This window comes from Actinomycetospora lutea, from assembly GCF_028737205.1.
In the GTDB taxonomy this organism is placed as follows: domain Bacteria; phylum Actinomycetota; class Actinomycetes; order Mycobacteriales; family Pseudonocardiaceae; genus Actinomycetospora; species Actinomycetospora lutea.
Genome location: NZ_JAQZAL010000032.1, coordinates 21,841 through 38,254, shown reverse-complemented (window position 1 = coordinate 38,254; position 16,414 = coordinate 21,841). Strand labels below are relative to the sequence as shown.

11 protein-coding genes are annotated in these 16,414 nt (G+C 65.3%); all 11 read left to right on the top strand.

The genetic code is table 11. The features are described from left to right. Positions 1-69 precede the first annotated feature (69 nt). On the top strand, positions 70-1,470 hold the full coding sequence (locus PHK61_RS26575) for a sugar transferase (RefSeq protein WP_274284039.1): 1,401 nt from the start codon (positions 70-72) through the stop codon (positions 1,468-1,470). A 53-nt stretch (positions 1,471-1,523) separates the two neighbouring features. Then, entirely contained in the window at positions 1,524-2,639 is a 1,116-nt protein-coding gene (locus PHK61_RS26570) for a glycosyltransferase (RefSeq protein ID WP_274284038.1), read from the top strand. Positions 2,640-2,710: 71 nt separating this feature from the next. Continuing rightward, the gene (locus tag PHK61_RS26565; RefSeq protein WP_274284037.1) at positions 2,711-4,186 is read left to right on the top strand and encodes a tyrosine-protein kinase domain-containing protein; all 1,476 of its coding nucleotides are present in this window, start codon (positions 2,711-2,713) and stop codon (positions 4,184-4,186) included. Between the two features lie 427 nt (positions 4,187-4,613). Beyond that, the gene (locus tag PHK61_RS26560) at positions 4,614-5,300 is read left to right on the top strand and encodes a glycosyltransferase (protein ID WP_274284036.1); all 687 of its coding nucleotides are present in this window, start codon (positions 4,614-4,616) and stop codon (positions 5,298-5,300) included. Between the two features lie 6 nt (positions 5,301-5,306). Further along, entirely contained in the window at positions 5,307-6,806 is a 1,500-nt protein-coding gene (locus PHK61_RS26555; RefSeq protein ID WP_274284035.1) for a lipopolysaccharide biosynthesis protein, read from the top strand. Beyond that, positions 6,799-7,689, top strand: coding sequence for a glycosyltransferase family 2 protein (locus PHK61_RS26550; protein ID WP_274284034.1), 891 nt, complete (start codon positions 6,799-6,801; stop codon positions 7,687-7,689). The genes PHK61_RS26555 and PHK61_RS26550 overlap by 8 nt, the downstream gene beginning before the upstream one ends. 101 nt (positions 7,690-7,790) lie before the next feature. After that, positions 7,791-9,056, top strand: a complete 1,266-nt coding sequence (locus tag PHK61_RS26545; protein ID WP_274284033.1) for a hypothetical protein — start codon at positions 7,791-7,793, stop codon at positions 9,054-9,056. Between the two features lie 370 nt (positions 9,057-9,426). Beyond that, on the top strand, positions 9,427-10,071 hold the full coding sequence (locus tag PHK61_RS26540; protein ID WP_274284032.1) for an FkbM family methyltransferase: 645 nt from the start codon (positions 9,427-9,429) through the stop codon (positions 10,069-10,071). A gap of 905 nt (positions 10,072-10,976) precedes the next feature. Continuing rightward, a complete protein-coding gene (locus PHK61_RS26535; protein ID WP_274284031.1) occupies positions 10,977-12,809 on the top strand; it encodes a hypothetical protein in 1,833 nt (610 codons plus the stop codon). Further along, entirely contained in the window at positions 12,806-13,555 is a 750-nt protein-coding gene (locus PHK61_RS26530; protein WP_274284030.1) for a hypothetical protein, read from the top strand. Before PHK61_RS26535 ends, PHK61_RS26530 begins: the two co-directional genes overlap by 4 nt. Beyond that, positions 13,552-16,401, top strand: coding sequence for a hypothetical protein (locus PHK61_RS26525; protein ID WP_274284029.1), 2,850 nt, complete (start codon positions 13,552-13,554; stop codon positions 16,399-16,401). Before PHK61_RS26530 ends, PHK61_RS26525 begins: the two co-directional genes overlap by 4 nt. The last annotated feature ends 13 nt before the right edge of the window (positions 16,402-16,414 follow it).

The following is a 16,414-nucleotide window of genomic DNA, read 5'->3' as shown; positions in this document are numbered from 1 at the left end:
CTCAACGTAACGGAATCGATCGAGGCGGCGATCCCTGCTCCTCGTGGCCTAGCAACGAGTTCACCGGTCGTGATCGCTCATCCGAGCTCGCGCGGCTGGCAGCGTCGCCTCGTTCGCTTCGTCGTCGTCACCGATCTCGCGGTCATCGCTCTGGTTGCGGCCATCGCGACCGCGATCGGTGACTGGGGCTTCGGGCCCTCCGCCAGGTTCAACCTGGGGTCCGCCGCACTCGTGCTCGCCGGTCTCCTCGTCTTCCGCGCCTGGGACCGCGCGGTGCTCGGCCACGGCGCCGAGGAGTTCAACCGGGTCCTGCGCGGCACTGCCGTCGCCGCGGTCGTTCTGGCCCTCACCGGGATGGCGCTGAAGGTCGAGCAGGTCCGCCCCTGGATCTTCGGGGTCATCCCTGCCACCGCCGTCGCCCTGCTGCTCGGCCGCTACGCGGTCCGTCGGCTCCTGCACCACGCTCGCCGTGACGCGCGCTGCATGTCCTCGGTGCTCGTCGTCGGGTCCGAGGCCTCGATCGCCGACCTCGTCGCCCGCACCCGCCGCGTCCCGCACCACGGCTGGACCGTGGTCGCCGCCTGCACCTCGACCGGCACCGCCGCCGGCTCGGAGATCGCCGGCGTTCCGGTCGTCGGCGACCTCGACGACGTCGCGCGCCACGTCCGGGAACTCGGCATCGAGGTCGTCGCGGTCGCTCCCGCGCTGGGCTGGGGCCCGAAGCGCCTGCACCGCCTCGCGTGGGACCTCGAGGGCGAGGGCGTCGAGCTGGTGGTCGACCCGGGCCTCATGGAGATCACCGGTCCTCGCCTGCACGTGGCGCCGGTCGACGGCCTCCCGCTGCTGCGCCTCTCCGAGCCCCGCTGGGGCGGCCCGGCCCGCATCGTCAAGAACGTCGTCGACCGCGCTGCGGCTCTCACCCTCGTGGTCCTGCTCGCGCCGGTCTTCCTCGCCATCGGGATCGTGATCTGCGGGGACGGCGGCCCCGTGTTCTACCGCCAGGAGCGCGTCGGCCGTGCCGGCGAGCGGTTCAAGATGATCAAGTTCCGCTCGATGGTCGTGAACGCCGACCAGATGGTCGCCCAGCTCGCGGGCACCAACGAGGGCTCGGGCCCGCTGTTCAAGATGAAGAGCGACCCGCGCGTCACCCGCATCGGCGGGTTCCTGCGTCGCCTCTCGCTCGACGAGCTCCCGCAGCTGTTCAACGTCATCGGCGGCTCGATGTCGCTGGTCGGCCCCCGCCCGCCGCTCGAGCGCGAGGTCGCCACCTACGCCGACGACGCCCGCCGCAAGTTCCTCGTCCGCCCGGGTCTCACCGGCCTCTGGCAGGTCAGCGGACGCTCGGACCTCACCTGGGAGGAGTCGGTCCGGCTGGACCTGCGCTACGTCGAGAACTGGTCGCCGGCGCTGGACGCCTCGATCCTCTGGAAGACATTCGGCGCGGTGTTCCGCGGCCGCGGCGCTTACTGAGCGCGACTCGCCGGGCGCCCCACCTACCCTTGACTGGTTCTGACAGGACACCTATGTCTCTTCGCGTCGCGATCGTCCACGACTACCTCACGCAGCGTGGTGGCGCCGAGCGTGTGGCTCTGGCCATGCTTCGGTGCTTCCCGGACGCCACGCTCTACACCACGGTCTACAACCCGGAGACCACGTTCCCGGAGTTCGCCGAGTACGACATCCGCACCACGCGCCTCAGCGACTTCCCGGTCTTCCGCGCCGACCCGCGCCGAGCGCTGCCGTTCCTCGCGAAGGCCACCTCGGGCATCGTCATCGACGACGTCGACGTCGTTCTGGCTAGCACCTCGGGTTGGGCCCACGGCGTGATGACCTCCGCCCCGATCGTCGCCTACTGCCACACACCTGCCCGCTGGCTCTACGAGGGCTCGGACTACTTCAAGGACAAGCCGTCCTGGTTCCGCCGCCTGTTCGAGCTTGCGAGCCCGATGCTCCGACGTTGGGACAAGGCGGCCGCCGCCCGAGTCTCGACCTACGTCGCGAACTCCAGCCTGGTTGCACGTCGCATCGAGCGCGTCTACGGCATCACCCCACAAGTAGTGTTCCCGCCGACCACACTCACGACCGACGGTCCGATGGAGCCGATAGTCGGGCTCGAGCCGGGCTTCCTGCTTACGGTGGGTCGCAAGCGTGGCTACAAGAACCTCGACCGCATCTGCGAAGCCGTCGACCAGCACACCGACCGCCGCCTCGTCGTCGTCGGTGAGCTCCCGGACTCCCCTTCTGCCGCAGGATGGTCCGACCGCCTTCAGGAGATCAACGGGGCCAGCGACGCCCAGCTGCGTTGGCTCTATGCCCACTGCGCCGGCGTCGTGGCCATGAGCCACGAGGACTTTGGACTCACGCCCGTCGAGGGCTTCAACTTCGGCGCGCCGGCGGTGGCTCTCGCGGCTGGCGGCTTCCTGGACTCTTGCACCGACGACGCCGTGGCCGTTCTCGTTCCGGACCTGTCCACCGAAGCGATCGCAGCTGGCGTCGAGGACGTGTGCGCACGTGTCTGGGACCGCGAGGTCATCAAGCTCCACTCAAAGGGCTTCGGACTCGCTAGCTTCGCTGCCCAGATCGACGAGATCCTCGGCGGTACCAAGGCGGCACCTTCGGGTGGTGTGCTGGTCGTGTGAGTTCTCGGGCCCCGGTCCACGTGGCCGCGACCCGTCTGCTTTACTGCTCCGACGACCGTCCGGGGGGTGTCGTGAAAGTCGCTGACTACGTTGAGTTGCTACGCGAGCGCTGGAAGACGGTGCTTGCCTTTGCACTCGCTGGAGCCCTACTTGGGACTGCGCTCTTCATCCTCCGTCCTCAGCAGTACTCGAGCAACCTCGAACTCTACGTATCCGCCCAGCTGGCGCAGGGCGACAATGCGGCCAACGCCGCGTACGAAGGCAGTCTCTTCACCCAGCAACGAGTGAAGTCCTACACGCAACTCATTACGAGTGACCGTGTCCTCGCCGAGGTCAGGGATCGACTCCAGCTGGGCGGATCCCCCGATGACGTCGCGCAACACCTTGACGTGGCCGCTGGCGTCGACTCAGTACTGATCGACGTCACCGCAACTCAGGATGACCCCCAGCAGGCAGCAAACCTTGCCAACACCGTCGGGGCCGTGTTCATCGGGGTCGTCGAAGACCTTGAACGACCTTCGGAGCCAGGCGCCCCTCGGCCTATCGTGGTGCGGCCGGTAGCGCTGGCGACGCCGCCCGCTGAGCCGTCATCCATCGGCCTGCCTGCTCTGGCCGCTCTTGGTCTGCTTGTCGGCGCCGCGCTTGGCGTGGCCTTCTCCTATGTCCGCTCGATACTCGACACCTCCGTTACGACGCCTGAAGCAGCAGCCGAGGCGGCAGGAGCTCCGAGCATCGGTACAGTGGGATTCGATCAGGCTCTGGCACGAAACGCATGGCAGCTGGCTGAGGGCGAGTCGCCCAACGCCGAAGCATATCGCCAGATACGTACCAACCTGCAGTTCGTCGATGTGGAGCACGCGGCGCGGGTCCTTGCGGTATCGAGTTCGTTGCCGGGCGAGGGTAAAACAACCACCACTCTGAACGTGGCGCGTGCACTGGGCTTCTCCGGATACCGAGTCGTAGTGGTTGACGGCGACCTCCGGCGGCCGCGCGCAGCGCAGCTACTCGATCTCGAAGCTGCGGTCGGTGTCACCAATGTATTGGCAAATCACCTATCGGTCGAGAGTGCGATTCAGCGGCGACCTCGTGACCAATTTGACGTGCTGGTCTCTGGACCCATCCCGCCAAATCCTAGCGAGCTTCTCGGCTCACAGGCCATGAAGAGCATGCTTCGCGAGCTGGCGGTGCGCTACGACTACGTCCTGGTTGATTCACCTCCCACTCTTCCCGTAACTGATGCAGCAGCCCTGGCGCCGTCGACTGATGGGGTAGTGCTTGTCTGTCGGGCGGGAAAGACGTCCGTTCAACAACTCACGAGCGCGGCGAACTCGATTAGAACAGCTTCGGGAAAGATCGTCGGAGTCGTGCTATCGATGGCACCGACTCGAGGAGTCGAAGCACGAGCCCGCTACAATTCCTACTACGCCTCGAGCGTCGCGCAGCATCCGTCGAGAACGGTAGAGCCGCCCGGAACCACTGAGCAATTCGAGAGACGTGCAGAGGTCCAGACCGGGCCTGCGCGCCCGAGTCCTCGTCGGCGAACTTGACATGCACCGCCTCATGAGCTATATGGCGAGCAAAACACGCCGAGAAACGACCACGGCGTATTCCATCGCGATCAATGGTGCATTTCGTGGACAGCAGGTCACCGGACAGCAGCGCTATGCGACAGAAATTGCCAAAGCTCTCCATGACAAGTCGCCCGAGCGAGTTCGGGAGATCGTTCCTAGCAGAATGATGTCAGCGAGCTCCCTCCGGGCTTGGCTTTGGGTGCAAACTCTTCCGTTTCGTCTTCGACCTACCGAGGTTCTACTCACTTTCACGAGCCGATGCCCGATATGGTGCCCTCGTCACATCTCGACGGTACACGACCTGTTCGTGGTTACTCACCCCGAGTGGTATACGCGGCTGTATCGTGTCACCCATCGGCTCTCGCTCTGGGCTCAGATTCGAGGGTCACGATTGCTCCTGGCCGTGAGCGAGCCTGTGGCGGCCGATGTGCGCACGTACACCCGTGCCCAAGTAGTGGTTGCCCCGAATGCGCCTGCTCCGCAATTTGCGCCGCTGACTAGCGTTGAACTCGAGCAAACCCTGGAAGACCACGGTCTCACCTATAAGGGCTATCTGCTCTCGGTCGCCAGTGTTGACCCTCGGAAGAATATTGCGGCTCTTGTCGACGCGTTCTTGAGCCTACCGCTCGATGTGCGAGAGAGTTGTCCGCTCGTTCTCGCGGGTGGATCAAACGCCTCGTTTGCAATGGTTGACATCGTCCAATCACCTTCGGTAGTCCGACTTGGATACGTCGGTGACGAGCTGCTCGCGGAGCTCTACGCGGGCGCACGGGCTGTAGTGCTCCCTAGCCTGGATGAAGGTTTCGGCCTCCCAGTTGTTGAAGCCCTCAGCGCCGGAACTGACGTCTTAGTGAGTGACACACCTGTCATGCGATGGGTCGGCGGGGATAGCGTCATCTACATCGAAGGAACGCCCACGTCGGACAATATCGCGCCCGCTTTACGCCAATTGCTAAGGCGTGTGCACCCACCTCGTGAAGAAGCATTAGGACGCGCGGAGGCAGTAGCGCGCCGGTTTGCCTGGCCAACGAGCGCCGATGTGGTCGTGGGCGCGGTGGACAGATTCCCTGCAACCGGCGGTAAGGCCTAAGTCGTCGTGAACCCGAGCCGGCCGCCGGCCTCCCCGGGTGCTGAGGCAGATGTAACGCATTCTGTCGCGACTCGGACGGTCCGTGGTGGTGCTGTGACTGCAGCAACTACCTGGCTCAAATTCCTCCTTCAATTCGGCAGTACGCTCGCGATCGCGCGACTGATCGGTCCCTTCGAATATGGCGTTGCTGCTATCGTAGTGGTCTTCGGCGGCGCGGCAGAAATCTTGCGCAACTCAGGCTTCACGGTATTGGCAATCCGTCGAACGGAAATGGACTCGGCCTACGCTTCGCGCTTGCACCGACAGACCATGGTCGTCGCGCTAGTCGCGGCGGCCGTTGTGGGTCTATCGGGGCAGGGACTAGCCAGAGCGTTCAATGATTCGCGATACGTGGTCTTCGCCCCGGTACTCGGCCTCATTTTCGTCTTCATCGGTCTCGGGTCCCTGCAAGCGGCCATGTTGGCGCGTGACCTGCGGTTTCGGCAGGTTGCCATCGGCGACCTAGTGGCAGCGGTTGTTGCCTGTACATGTGCCGTGGCACTGGCCATTGCCGGAGCAGGTGCATGGGCGCTGGTGGTACAGCCCGTCCTGATGGCGCTAGTGCAAACAATCATGGTGTGGATTCTGAGCCCTTGGCGACCTCGACGCTCGACTTCGCGCATGATTGCCAGCGATCGTGTATTCGTTCGAGACATCACCACGGTGAACGTGTTCAATTACTTCGCCGGGAACCTCGACAATGTTCTTGTTGGTTACGTTGCTGGACCCCTCGGTGCCGGGCTCTATGTGCAGGCTTACCAATTGATGATCCTGCCGCTGCAGCAGATCACTGGTCCGCTGCAGAAGGTCATGGTTCCCGCGTTGAGTCGCGTTCGATCGGAGAGTGATCGATTTCGCGCGTACTACCGAACGCTTCTCGCCTTGGTGACCCTTGTCCTCTGGCCGTTTTATATTGTCATGCTGATCTTCCGGGTCGAAGTCATTGAGGCATTGTTCGGCGAAGCTTGGCTCGGCGCAGCACCAATACTGGCGTTCCTGGTCATAGCTGGCATCGTCAATGCTGCAGCTTATCCGACCACGTGGCTCTTCATAGTCTCTGGACAATCCCGCCGTCAACTCTGTTGGGTGTTGGCTACGAGGCCAATCATTGTCGGGAGCTTTGTGGCTGGTATACCTTGGGGCGTCGTCGGAGTCGCAGCGGCATTCGCTCTTGTGAACGCCGTCTTGGTGGTGCCGGAGTTCCTCCTGGCGAGACGCGCGGTAGGACTAAGGGTCGTCGACTTCTTCGCGCCCTTGGCTCGGCCCGCTCTCCTAGCGGTGGTCGCGGGGCTGGCTTCCTTCGCCACGCGAGCCGTCGGCCCGCCGTCGTCGAGCTACGCCGTACTTGCTGCAGAGCTCGTTCTCACAGGGGTGGCGGTTGTGTCCGCAGCTGCGCTCGTCCCTGCAATCCGTCGAGAATTCAGTACCATTCTTTCTGCAATGAGAGCTGGTAAGAAGGATGCCTGACCGGGCCAGCGCAATGACGCTCTGTATTGTAATTTCGACCATCGGGCGCTCAGCGGCGCTTGAACGCCTCCTCGACTCCATGGTCGAACAGACAACCGGCGATTTCTCCGTCGGCATTTGCGATCAGAGCGAAGGCTCGGCGGTTGCAGAGATCATCCGTCGTTACCAAGATCGGCTGGATCTCTTCACCGTTTCATCTTCGCCCGGACTGTCGGCGGGTCGTAACGCCGTAGTGAGAGCAGCTCCCACTTCGGTTTCTCACTTTCTTTTCCCGAACGACACATCGGTACTCGACCCTTCGTTCTGCGAGCGTCTTCAGGCGAAGCACGCCGATGCGGACATTGTGGCAATGAGCTACGTGTCTGACGGGCGCCCGCGTTATGAACATCCTGTGGACCACGCATGGACGAAGTTCACGGTCTGGTCGGCTATCGAGGCCGCAACGGTCATGTCGCGACGAGTACTGGACCAGGTTGGTGGGTTCGACGAGGGCTTGGGTTCTGGAAGCTTCGGACCCTGGCAAAGCGGAGAAGGGACCGACCTCCTGTTGCGAACGCTCAGCACCGATGCTGTGGTGCGGTGGGACGCGGACTTTTGCGTAAGAGGAGTAGCTCAAGCACACGGGCTGAGCCGTGTGGAAGAAGTTCGGAAGCTGCGTGTCTATGCCCGAGGTAAGGGATTCGTCGTTCGGCGCTGGTCGTATCCGCTCCACTATCGGGCCGGCACCGTATTGAAGCCATGGGTTGATCTACTTCTTGGCCGAACCGAGCTGGGACTCCATGGCGTCCTGGCGACGTCCCTGGGCCGAGCCGAGGGACTAGTCGGTCACTGTTGGGGAAGATCAAGTGAGTCGCGCTTCGCCCCGGTTCGGGCTGACGGATGAGACGAGCCAGCGCGCAGATCGCTGAGACCCGAGCTAGGGCTCGTGAGGCGGCACCCCTGAGCCATCTCTCCGGGCTTCGTCGTGTGTGCTCGCTTGCGATCGTGGCCGTTTACCTGGTCGTGGGTCCGGAGCCGGCCGACTTCATGCGCGACCTCGTCTTGTGGTATGCGTTTCTCATCATTGTCGCGGTCGTCGCGCCTGCCGCTCGTTCCGGCGTCCTGATATTCGTGTCGTTGACACTGTACGCTTCCTCGGCATGGGTGGCGTTCTCGACGACCGGGATCGAGTACGCGCCGTCGCCCGACGCGGTCACAATATTCTCAGCGACGGTCGATGACGTCTGGCTGATCTGGCTCGGCTATGTCGTGGTCGAGGCTCTCGTCGGCCTCGAGCGTCTTGGTAATGCCATCCGGAGCGCCGCGGCACGGTGCAGGCAGATGTTTGGCGAAGCTCCTCCGAATATGTGTGACGTTGCGGTAACGTATGTGCTTCTTGTTGTGGCGGCGTTTGATTGTGTGGCGATCGTCAGGGTAGGTCTGGGCACAGTACTCGCGGACGAGCGCCGCAAATATGCCGGAGAGCTGTTGCTGGGCTCGAATCATAATGTACAGGTGATCTGCCTCGCCGGAACGATCTATCTTGTTGGTCGACTTGCGCTCGCAAGCATCGGCGGGATTCCTGTTTTCTCTCTCGTCGCTTTGTGGGCACCGTTCGTGCTGGTGGGTAGTCGTAAAGAGCTGCTCGTCGCCGGAGTGGTGTGTGTCATCTTGTTGGGTGTCCTCGTGCCGATCGCTGTCCGACTACTGCTTGGCGGAGGCATTGTCTTCTTGTTGCTGCTGCCTCTCCTCAAGTCGGGCGAGATCGAGTCAGCGTGGCATGAGGTCGTCTTGCCGCAGTACACCGACTTTGCGGTGGTGCAAGGACTCGTGCCGGTCGGCACCGGCGGTACGTTGTTGGAGAAGGTCCAGTTTCTGCTGCCGGGCCCACTACGGATAACGGAGGTGCAGGACTTCGGCAGCGCCTTCGAGAACCTTGATCTGTCTGGCGTCGGCCTAGGCGCCAGTCCATTTGCCGAGGCCCGCTTGAGCCCTCTGTTCGGAAGTTACGGCGTCACCTTCGTTGCCATCTTTACGATCCTACTTCTCGTCTTGGTTGTTAGCGCCCGTAAGATGCCACTGCTGACGACGGTACTCTATGGGCTCCTTCTTTTTTACGGCAGGAGTGATGTAGCCACTCTGCTCTTTTTTGCGGTCTACGTATCCCTACTGCTCTTCTTGATGCTGAAGTTCGGCAGTAGAAGTCGGGCACTCAGGCTGCGGCGGGGCGCTGTCAGACCCGAGGTCGGAGGTGGGACCTCGATCATGTGATTCGGCGTTGGGGAGGGGCGCCCGGCTGAGAGGAAGGCCAAGGCCGCATAGACGAATGCGTGGACCGGCATCCGAGCTGAGAGACAGTTGAGCCCATTTCTTACGCGCATCAGAGTGCACGAGTAATTGGCTGCAGCAGGACCGTTTCGAGGCGTTGCGGTTTGCACGCTGTGGCAGGTTTGGGGGAAGCATCTTGGACGTTCGGCAGCAGTTGCTGGAGCGGATGCCGTGGGCACTTCGGCGATCCCTTAAGGTCTGTAGTATCGCGATGTCGAGGGGAGTGTTACCGCTTCGTGCGCGGGTACATCTTCTTCTGTCTCTCCATCGCTGCTGGGGTCGAATCGGTGAGCGAGGCGAGACAAGGGTGCCTGTGTCTGGCGGCGACATCTTTCTCGACAGCAGATCATTCTTCGTGGATGCGCTTACCCTGAGCTATCTGTGGAACGAGAGGGTATTCGAGGCGAACTTCCGGGGCCGGGTTGTGCTCGATCTGGGTGCGCACAAGGGATTCTATGCCGCTCGGGCGCTGGCGAGCGGGGCCAGACACGTGGTGTCTATAGAGCCTGAGCTTAGGAACTTCGAGCTCCTCGAGCTTGCGCGGCGGAGCAACGTCCGTTCTAAGGACTGGGAGTTGCGCAGGGCTGCTGTGGGAGCGACGAGCGGCCACGTGACCTTGCATGTTTCTAACGAGTCATGGGCCCATACGGTGAATGAAGAGATGATACAGTCGGTAGGCACTCAAGAAGTCGAGATGGTCACCCTAGCTGAGTTGCTTGCCGGGCTTCCCGTCCACCTGAAAGGTGACAAGATCGTTCTGAAGGTCAATGTGGAGGGCATGGCGGGGGGTATCCTCCTCGCTGCAACGGCGGGGCAACTTGCGGCGGTCGCCGAGATCGATCTCGATGTCGAGCCGGGCTCGCCTTTCGATCTGGACGCACTTGAAGCGCATTTGCAGAACGCAGGCTTGGTCAGGAAAGCAAGTTCGAATGGGAAGATTCTTAAGTTTGTTAGGTGAGTGTCAGTGTAGCGTGCTCCGCGGGGACTTGGGGGCGCGCCGGTTGTTGGATCTGGCTGATGTGGGCGACTCCATTCGTTCGGCCTTCTGAGGATTACCGGAGGGAGCGAATCGCGGGACCTTCTCCTCGCCGTCTCGTGGCGTGGACTGATCGTTCTATCGCTCGTCGAGGGCGGCGACGTTTGTCACGGAGAGCACGAGAGGTGCAGCACGTAGCGGAGTGCCCACCATGTTGCAGTCGAATTGGAACGGCTGCACTGGCAACCACCACGCCCACCGAGGTGCTGGCGCGACGAGCTGCTCGTCCGCTTCACCGTCGCCGACCTGTCCAACCGACCCACCGAGGCCATCAACCTGCTGATCAAGAAGCGGGCACGGATTTCGCAACTGCACCAACTACCGTTTCCGAGGACGACGTGTGTCGCCTGCCACGAGCATTGGACCGGGTTGGCCCTTGTTCTGCCACGGGCATGGGACCACGTGTTTGCCAGTGATGGAACCACCCGGCGAGTCGGCCTCGCAGCATCGTGGTGGCGGGAGCGTCCCACTGCTTGGGAGGATGGAGGCGGCGCTCGAAGCCGAGCGGCGTGCGTCGGCCCGAGCGCAGGCCGACGAGTTCGCCCGACGACGGGGCGAGCCGCCACCGCGTGATGCCGGCGGCTCGTTCCGGGAATTCCAGGCGGGTCGGCGTGGCGGGCCCGCACTGTTGGGAAGCGTGCTCCGGCAGCAGACCGCAGCGCGGCCGGATTGGACTACGGCGCTCACGCCCACGTGGAACGTCAGTGCCACGCGGCCGCCCTGCCTGGTCCGGATGGATGGTTCAGCTGCTCTGCCGGGGTGATGAACGTTGAACCGCCCGACCTTCTAGTTGACGCTCTGTATTCATCGGTAGCTGGGGGGCGGCGATGGGCGACGAGACGGACGACGACGGTCCCGAACTGCTCGTCCGGGTCGACGCGCTGTGGACTCGCTGGGCGCCCCTGACCAAGGAGCCGGCCGAGAAGCAACCGTGGAGATGGCATGAGCTTCTCCTCGAGCGGCTGCTCGACGATCACGACGGGCACGGGCCGGGTGCACTCCGGCACGTGCCGGAGACCGGCGAGATGGAGTCGGCGTGGGACATGGCGACCTACGCCGAGCGCAAGCTGGTCGAGGAAAGGATCCGAGGGTCCTATCCCGAGGAGCCATCGTGGAGCACACCCGAGTCGATCGCCGCGGATCGTCGGCGAGTCGTGGAAGGACTGAGGTGGTGCTGCGAGGCCATGACTCGCCGGGAGCCCGTGAGGGACACGCCCCTCGAAGCCGCCACCAACCTGTACGCGCACCGGGTCTACCTCTCCGGCCGACAGCTCGAGCGACTCGTCCGGACGGACAGGAAACGCGACACGCATCCCCGACCTGAGGACGAGCCGTCGGGCCTGCACGCGTGCATCGACTTCCGCGTGCGCAGCCACCTCGGCAACTTCTGGCTCTACGCCACGCTCTCGTTGTGGAGCTCACGGCCACGCTCTGTCGAACACGCGCCACAGACAGAGGGAGCCGGGAGGGGCGTCTCTTCGCGTGCCGGGGAGGCGAGGTCGGTCCGGGCGTTGTGCGGCACTATGGAACGTTGGAGGAACGCCTTCAAGGACTTGCTCCTCAGCTACTACCTCACCGTGGAGCCCGCGGTGCTCCGCGAGAACGACACGGCCAGCTTTCGCCGGAAGTACCGACCGCCGCGCTTCTGGGTCGTCCGCTGCCATCACCACGAACCCGGGGAGCCTTGCGTCCTGGTCGACGAGCTCTGCCGCGCCGCATTCGGCGCACCGGCAGGTGCCTCGGACGTCGTCACGGAAGTCCTGGAGAACAGTGACGATGTCGGGCGTGGTGATTCGGTCGCCCTCGAAGTCCGTCGCCGACTGCAGCACCTCACCGAAGGCGCGGTCCCGGCCTACGTGATCGCGCCGATCAGCGTCGGCGGGACGGACGACGAGGTGCGTCAGGAAAAGGCCGTACGCACGCTCGTCCAACGCCTGACAGTCCTCGAGACGAAGATCGCCGCTGACCTCCTCGACATCACCACCGACCTCGACATCGAGGGGCGGTTCGCCGAGGTGTACGGCGCGGTGGTCAGCCGGGCCTCCGAGTTGTGGGATCAGCTCGCGATGCGACTCCCGTTGGCACGAGGAGCCGAGCTCGGTGAACTGCACCAGCTCATCGAGCTCGTGCACCTGACCCTGCTGCAGGGGCTGGCCGATCTCGGCTACTCCAAGGCGAAGGTGGCGGAGCTCCTGACCCGGCTCGACGGTCCCGACGAGGGCGAGATCGACCTCTCTGACACGTTCGTCGGAACCCGCGACAACGGCGGTGGCTCGCTTGCCGAGTCCCTTCGAACCGGTGGATACATCGGTCGCACGCGGAGCTGGGCCAGCCAGGTCGTCGCACGGTCGACCTTCGCGCTGGAGCACTACACATCCCTGCTCGACGCGATCTCGAAGGCCTTCGACGAGCGGCGGGTGCGCGACACGGATCGGATCGGCGCCGTCGGCCTCGGCCTCGCGGCCACGCTCGGGCTGATCGGCTTCCTCACCGAGACCTACGGAGCGCTCCTGCCCGAGGACCGAGACTGGTGGCTGGCCGGAGCTCTCGCAGCCTGGCTGGTCGTCGTCGGCGTGCTCGCCCGCACCATGTGGAACCGCGTCTCCCGCCTCGGATCGTTGGCCAGCACCGATACCTGCAGGCGGCGTACCCGCCGGTGAGCGCGTATCTCCAACTGTGCCGTACGGAGCGGATCGCGCGGCTCGACCAGCGCGAGGACGGACTGAGGCGAGAACGGCAGGACGCGGATCCGGAGAACGCCCTCACGAGCTGGGCCGGCTACCACACTCGGTGGCACGAGCTGGACCTCGAGCTCGCTCGTCGTTACGCCGATGCGGTGGACTTCCTCGCCACTGTCCCGCCACCCGAACCCACGGGCGCGGCGCTCGACGGCCTGCGCCGGGACGTCGAGCAGTGGACGGTGTACTCCCTTCTCCTCAGTGAACGGCCGCGCACGTTCTTCGGTCGCCCTTTGCCCTGTCTCGCGCTCATGTACCGCTTCCTGCCACCCCCGCCGCGAACGGTCGGGCTCCTGACGGGCGGCGGGGCCGCTCCGGTGCCCGTGTCCGACGCTGACCTCCTGCTCACCCTGCGCGTGCAGTGCGGGGCGGAGCTGGCCCACGTCTCGACCGTCATCGCCTGGGGGGAGCACCTCCAGCGACGTGCCGTCGACGAGGGGCTCGGTGCCCGCGCGGTGCTCGGCCTGATCGAGCGGTCCGGCATCCGGTCCGGCATGAGCTACCACGCCTGGGGCGAGACCTTCGAGCACATCTGCGGCGAGGTCGACGACCTGCAGGATTACCCGCTCCCGCCCGGGATACGTATGCCCGAGCAGCCGAGGGGAGACCACGAACGACTCGCCGACCCGACAACACGTCCACGTGCGGCGAAAGCAGGTCGACAGTGACCACGATCGAGCTCCGCGTGCACGGTGTGCACGGCACGCCGCCGGACGCCATGCTCGGCGTCCCCCGTCCCGCGCAGGTGGCGGGAGACGACGAAGCCCGCTTCTTCCGTCCGGGAGGGTCGACGACGGGCGACACGGAGGTCGAGGCCTTCCACTGGGGCTCGCTGACCTCCGGCGCGGCGGGCCGAGCTCTCTGGCTGCTCTTCCTGCCCTTCACCCTCCTCAACCTGGCCCGGTACACCCTGCTGACGTGGGATGATGCCCTCGTCGGCCCTGGTGGGACGGGTCCTGGTCGAAGCGGATGGGGCCGGTTGGCAGATGGTCTGCTCCGCGTGACCGGTCTCGTCATGACGCTGTCGGCGATGCTGAGCGTCGTCTACATCGCGGCCGGGCTCCTGGCCGCGCAGTGTCTGCGCTCCGCGGAGTGCGTGGAGCAGAACAGTTGGCTCTCCTTCGCCGGGCAGTGGCCCTGGGGAGCCCAGTTGCTCCTCGCCGCAGCGCCGGCGGCGGCGGTCCTCGGAGTGATCGCCTGGCTCGGACGCCGCCCCTCCACGTACGGGAAGCCGGCCAGGACGCACTGGATGCACGACCGCAAGTTCGGCGAGCGCTCGTTCTGGACGGAGGTCGCCGAGGTGTCCCGGCTGCGCTGCTGCCACGTCGCGGGCGCGGCCGCACTCGTCGGCCTTCTCTTCAGCGGCTTCCTCTCCAAGAGCCAGGCCGGAGCTGCCGCCTGGATCGCCGCTCCCGTCGTGCTCGGGCTGATGGTCCTCGGCGCCGGGCTCCTGGTCGTGACGGTGCTCGTCACGGGCACCCTCGCATGGCCTGTCAGCTCCGCCGTGGCGTCCTCGCTGCGCTGGACGGGCCTCGGCTACGCCGTCGTCGCCGTCGGTACGGCTGTCGCGGCGATGTGGCCCGTCCCCGGACGCCAACCAGGCCCGCTACCGAGGCTGTCGGGTCTCGAGGCGACGAGCAACGGTCTTGCGGTCGCGTCCGTACTTCTCGTCCTGCTCACCGCTGGGGTCACGTGGCGGCTCGCCGTCCTGTTCGCGAAGAGGGAGCCCAGCGGACCGGACGCGACGGCTCGCCCCGTGGCCTTCTCTCCGATGTGGAACGGGCACGCTTCGACCGTGGCGGTCACGCTCGCCTTCGGCATGCTGCTGGCGGCATGCGGTGGCATCACCTTCCACGTCGCCGACCTCGTGGGTCAGCCGGCGCTGGAGGGCGGGAACGTCGTCGAGAGCGCGGGCGACACACAGGCTCCGATCTTCCTGAGCACGAGCTACTGGACGGGCGCGTGGCTCCTGGGCGCTGCGCTCGTCCTGGTCGTCGGCCTCGTGCTGCCGACGGCCGCGCTGTTGCTCCAACGCGTGTGGTCGGCGGTGTGGTTCTCGACGGCCGCCGTCGCTGCCTGGGTACTCGTCTTCGCCCTTGCGACGGTCGAGCGCCCGTTCGGGGGCGTAGCCGGCGCATGGCCGGCCGGCGTCCTCATCGCTGTCGGTCTTGCGCTCGGGGCCTTGACGTGGTTCGGCGATGCGCAGGTCCGGGCGCTCGCAGAGAATGAGGTCGCGGGAGCCAGCGGGCCTTCCGGGGACGCAGGGCGACCGATTCCGCACGATCTGGTCGAGGAGCTGGACCGGCGCCGCCTGCGCGTTGCCCGCCTCTGGCGCCGAGGCCAGGCGAAGTTCCGCTACTCGTGGGCGGCGGCCCTCCTGGCCGCCGTGTCGGCGCTCGGTATGGCCGCCGCCGGGTTCATCTCGGGATGGCGACTGGTCGTACCAGGAGACCGGGAGATCGCTCCCGCCTGGTTGGTCGCCCTGCTGACGGAGGACGGCACGAAGGACACCACGAGCCTTCTTGCCGTCCTCGGCGTCTGGGCCTCGACAGCCTTAGTCGTGGTGTTGCTCGGACTCGGATACAGGGCGTTCCGCCAGCCGTCGGCCCGGACCGCGATCGGCGTGCTGTGGGACCTCATGTCCTTCTGGCCGCGGCTCGTGCACCCGCTCTGTCCGCCCCCCTACGGCGGACGGGCGGTGCTGGAGGTGTCCGAGCGCGTGATGTGGCTGGTGAACGAGAAGCGCCATCAGCGAGTCGTCCTGTCCGGGCACAGCCAAGGAAGTCTCATCTGCCTAGCGGCTGCGACCTATCTGACCAGCCCGATCGAGGCGGACGGCGGCCAACGCGACCTCGACGAGACGGATCGTGTCCAGGCGAAGGCAGCACTGGGATTGCTCACCTACGGCTCGCAGCTGCAGTGGGCGTTCGCTCGGCTCTTCCCGTGCTTCGTGGGCTTCCACCACCAGGCGCGGCTCTACCAGGAGCTCCAGGGCCGATGGCGGAGCCTGTATCGGAACACCGACCCTCTCGGCGGGCCGGTGCTGTCATGGTCGTCGACGGCGCCGTCGCGCGACCCGGCCCACGCGGGCGGGGGCACCTACGGTCACCTCCTCACGGACCGGTGCCCCGGGGCGAGCAGCGCAACGCACGATGTGTGCCTCGTCGACCCCGTCTCGCTCACACGCACCCACGACGACCCGGAGCCACGCGTCGCAGGTCACTCCGGCTACTACGACGACCCATGGTTAGCGCGGCAACGGGATGAGGTCTTCGGTCCTGAGCCGGGACGTGCCCGGCAGGAGGAGGCGGAGGACGCCGCGGGTACCGAACAGGACGGAGTACCGGAGCGGCCTGGTGCCGAGGTCATCCCCGTGGCGCCGGTCTCACGGCCCGCCGTCGAGGACTGGCACCACGTGGGGCGATGGGTCGAGGTATGGATCGCTGTGCACAGACAGGGGAACACCTGCGCACGAAGCTCGCCACGCAACGGCCAGGAGCCGCGTCCTCGCTGACCACAGCGGCCGG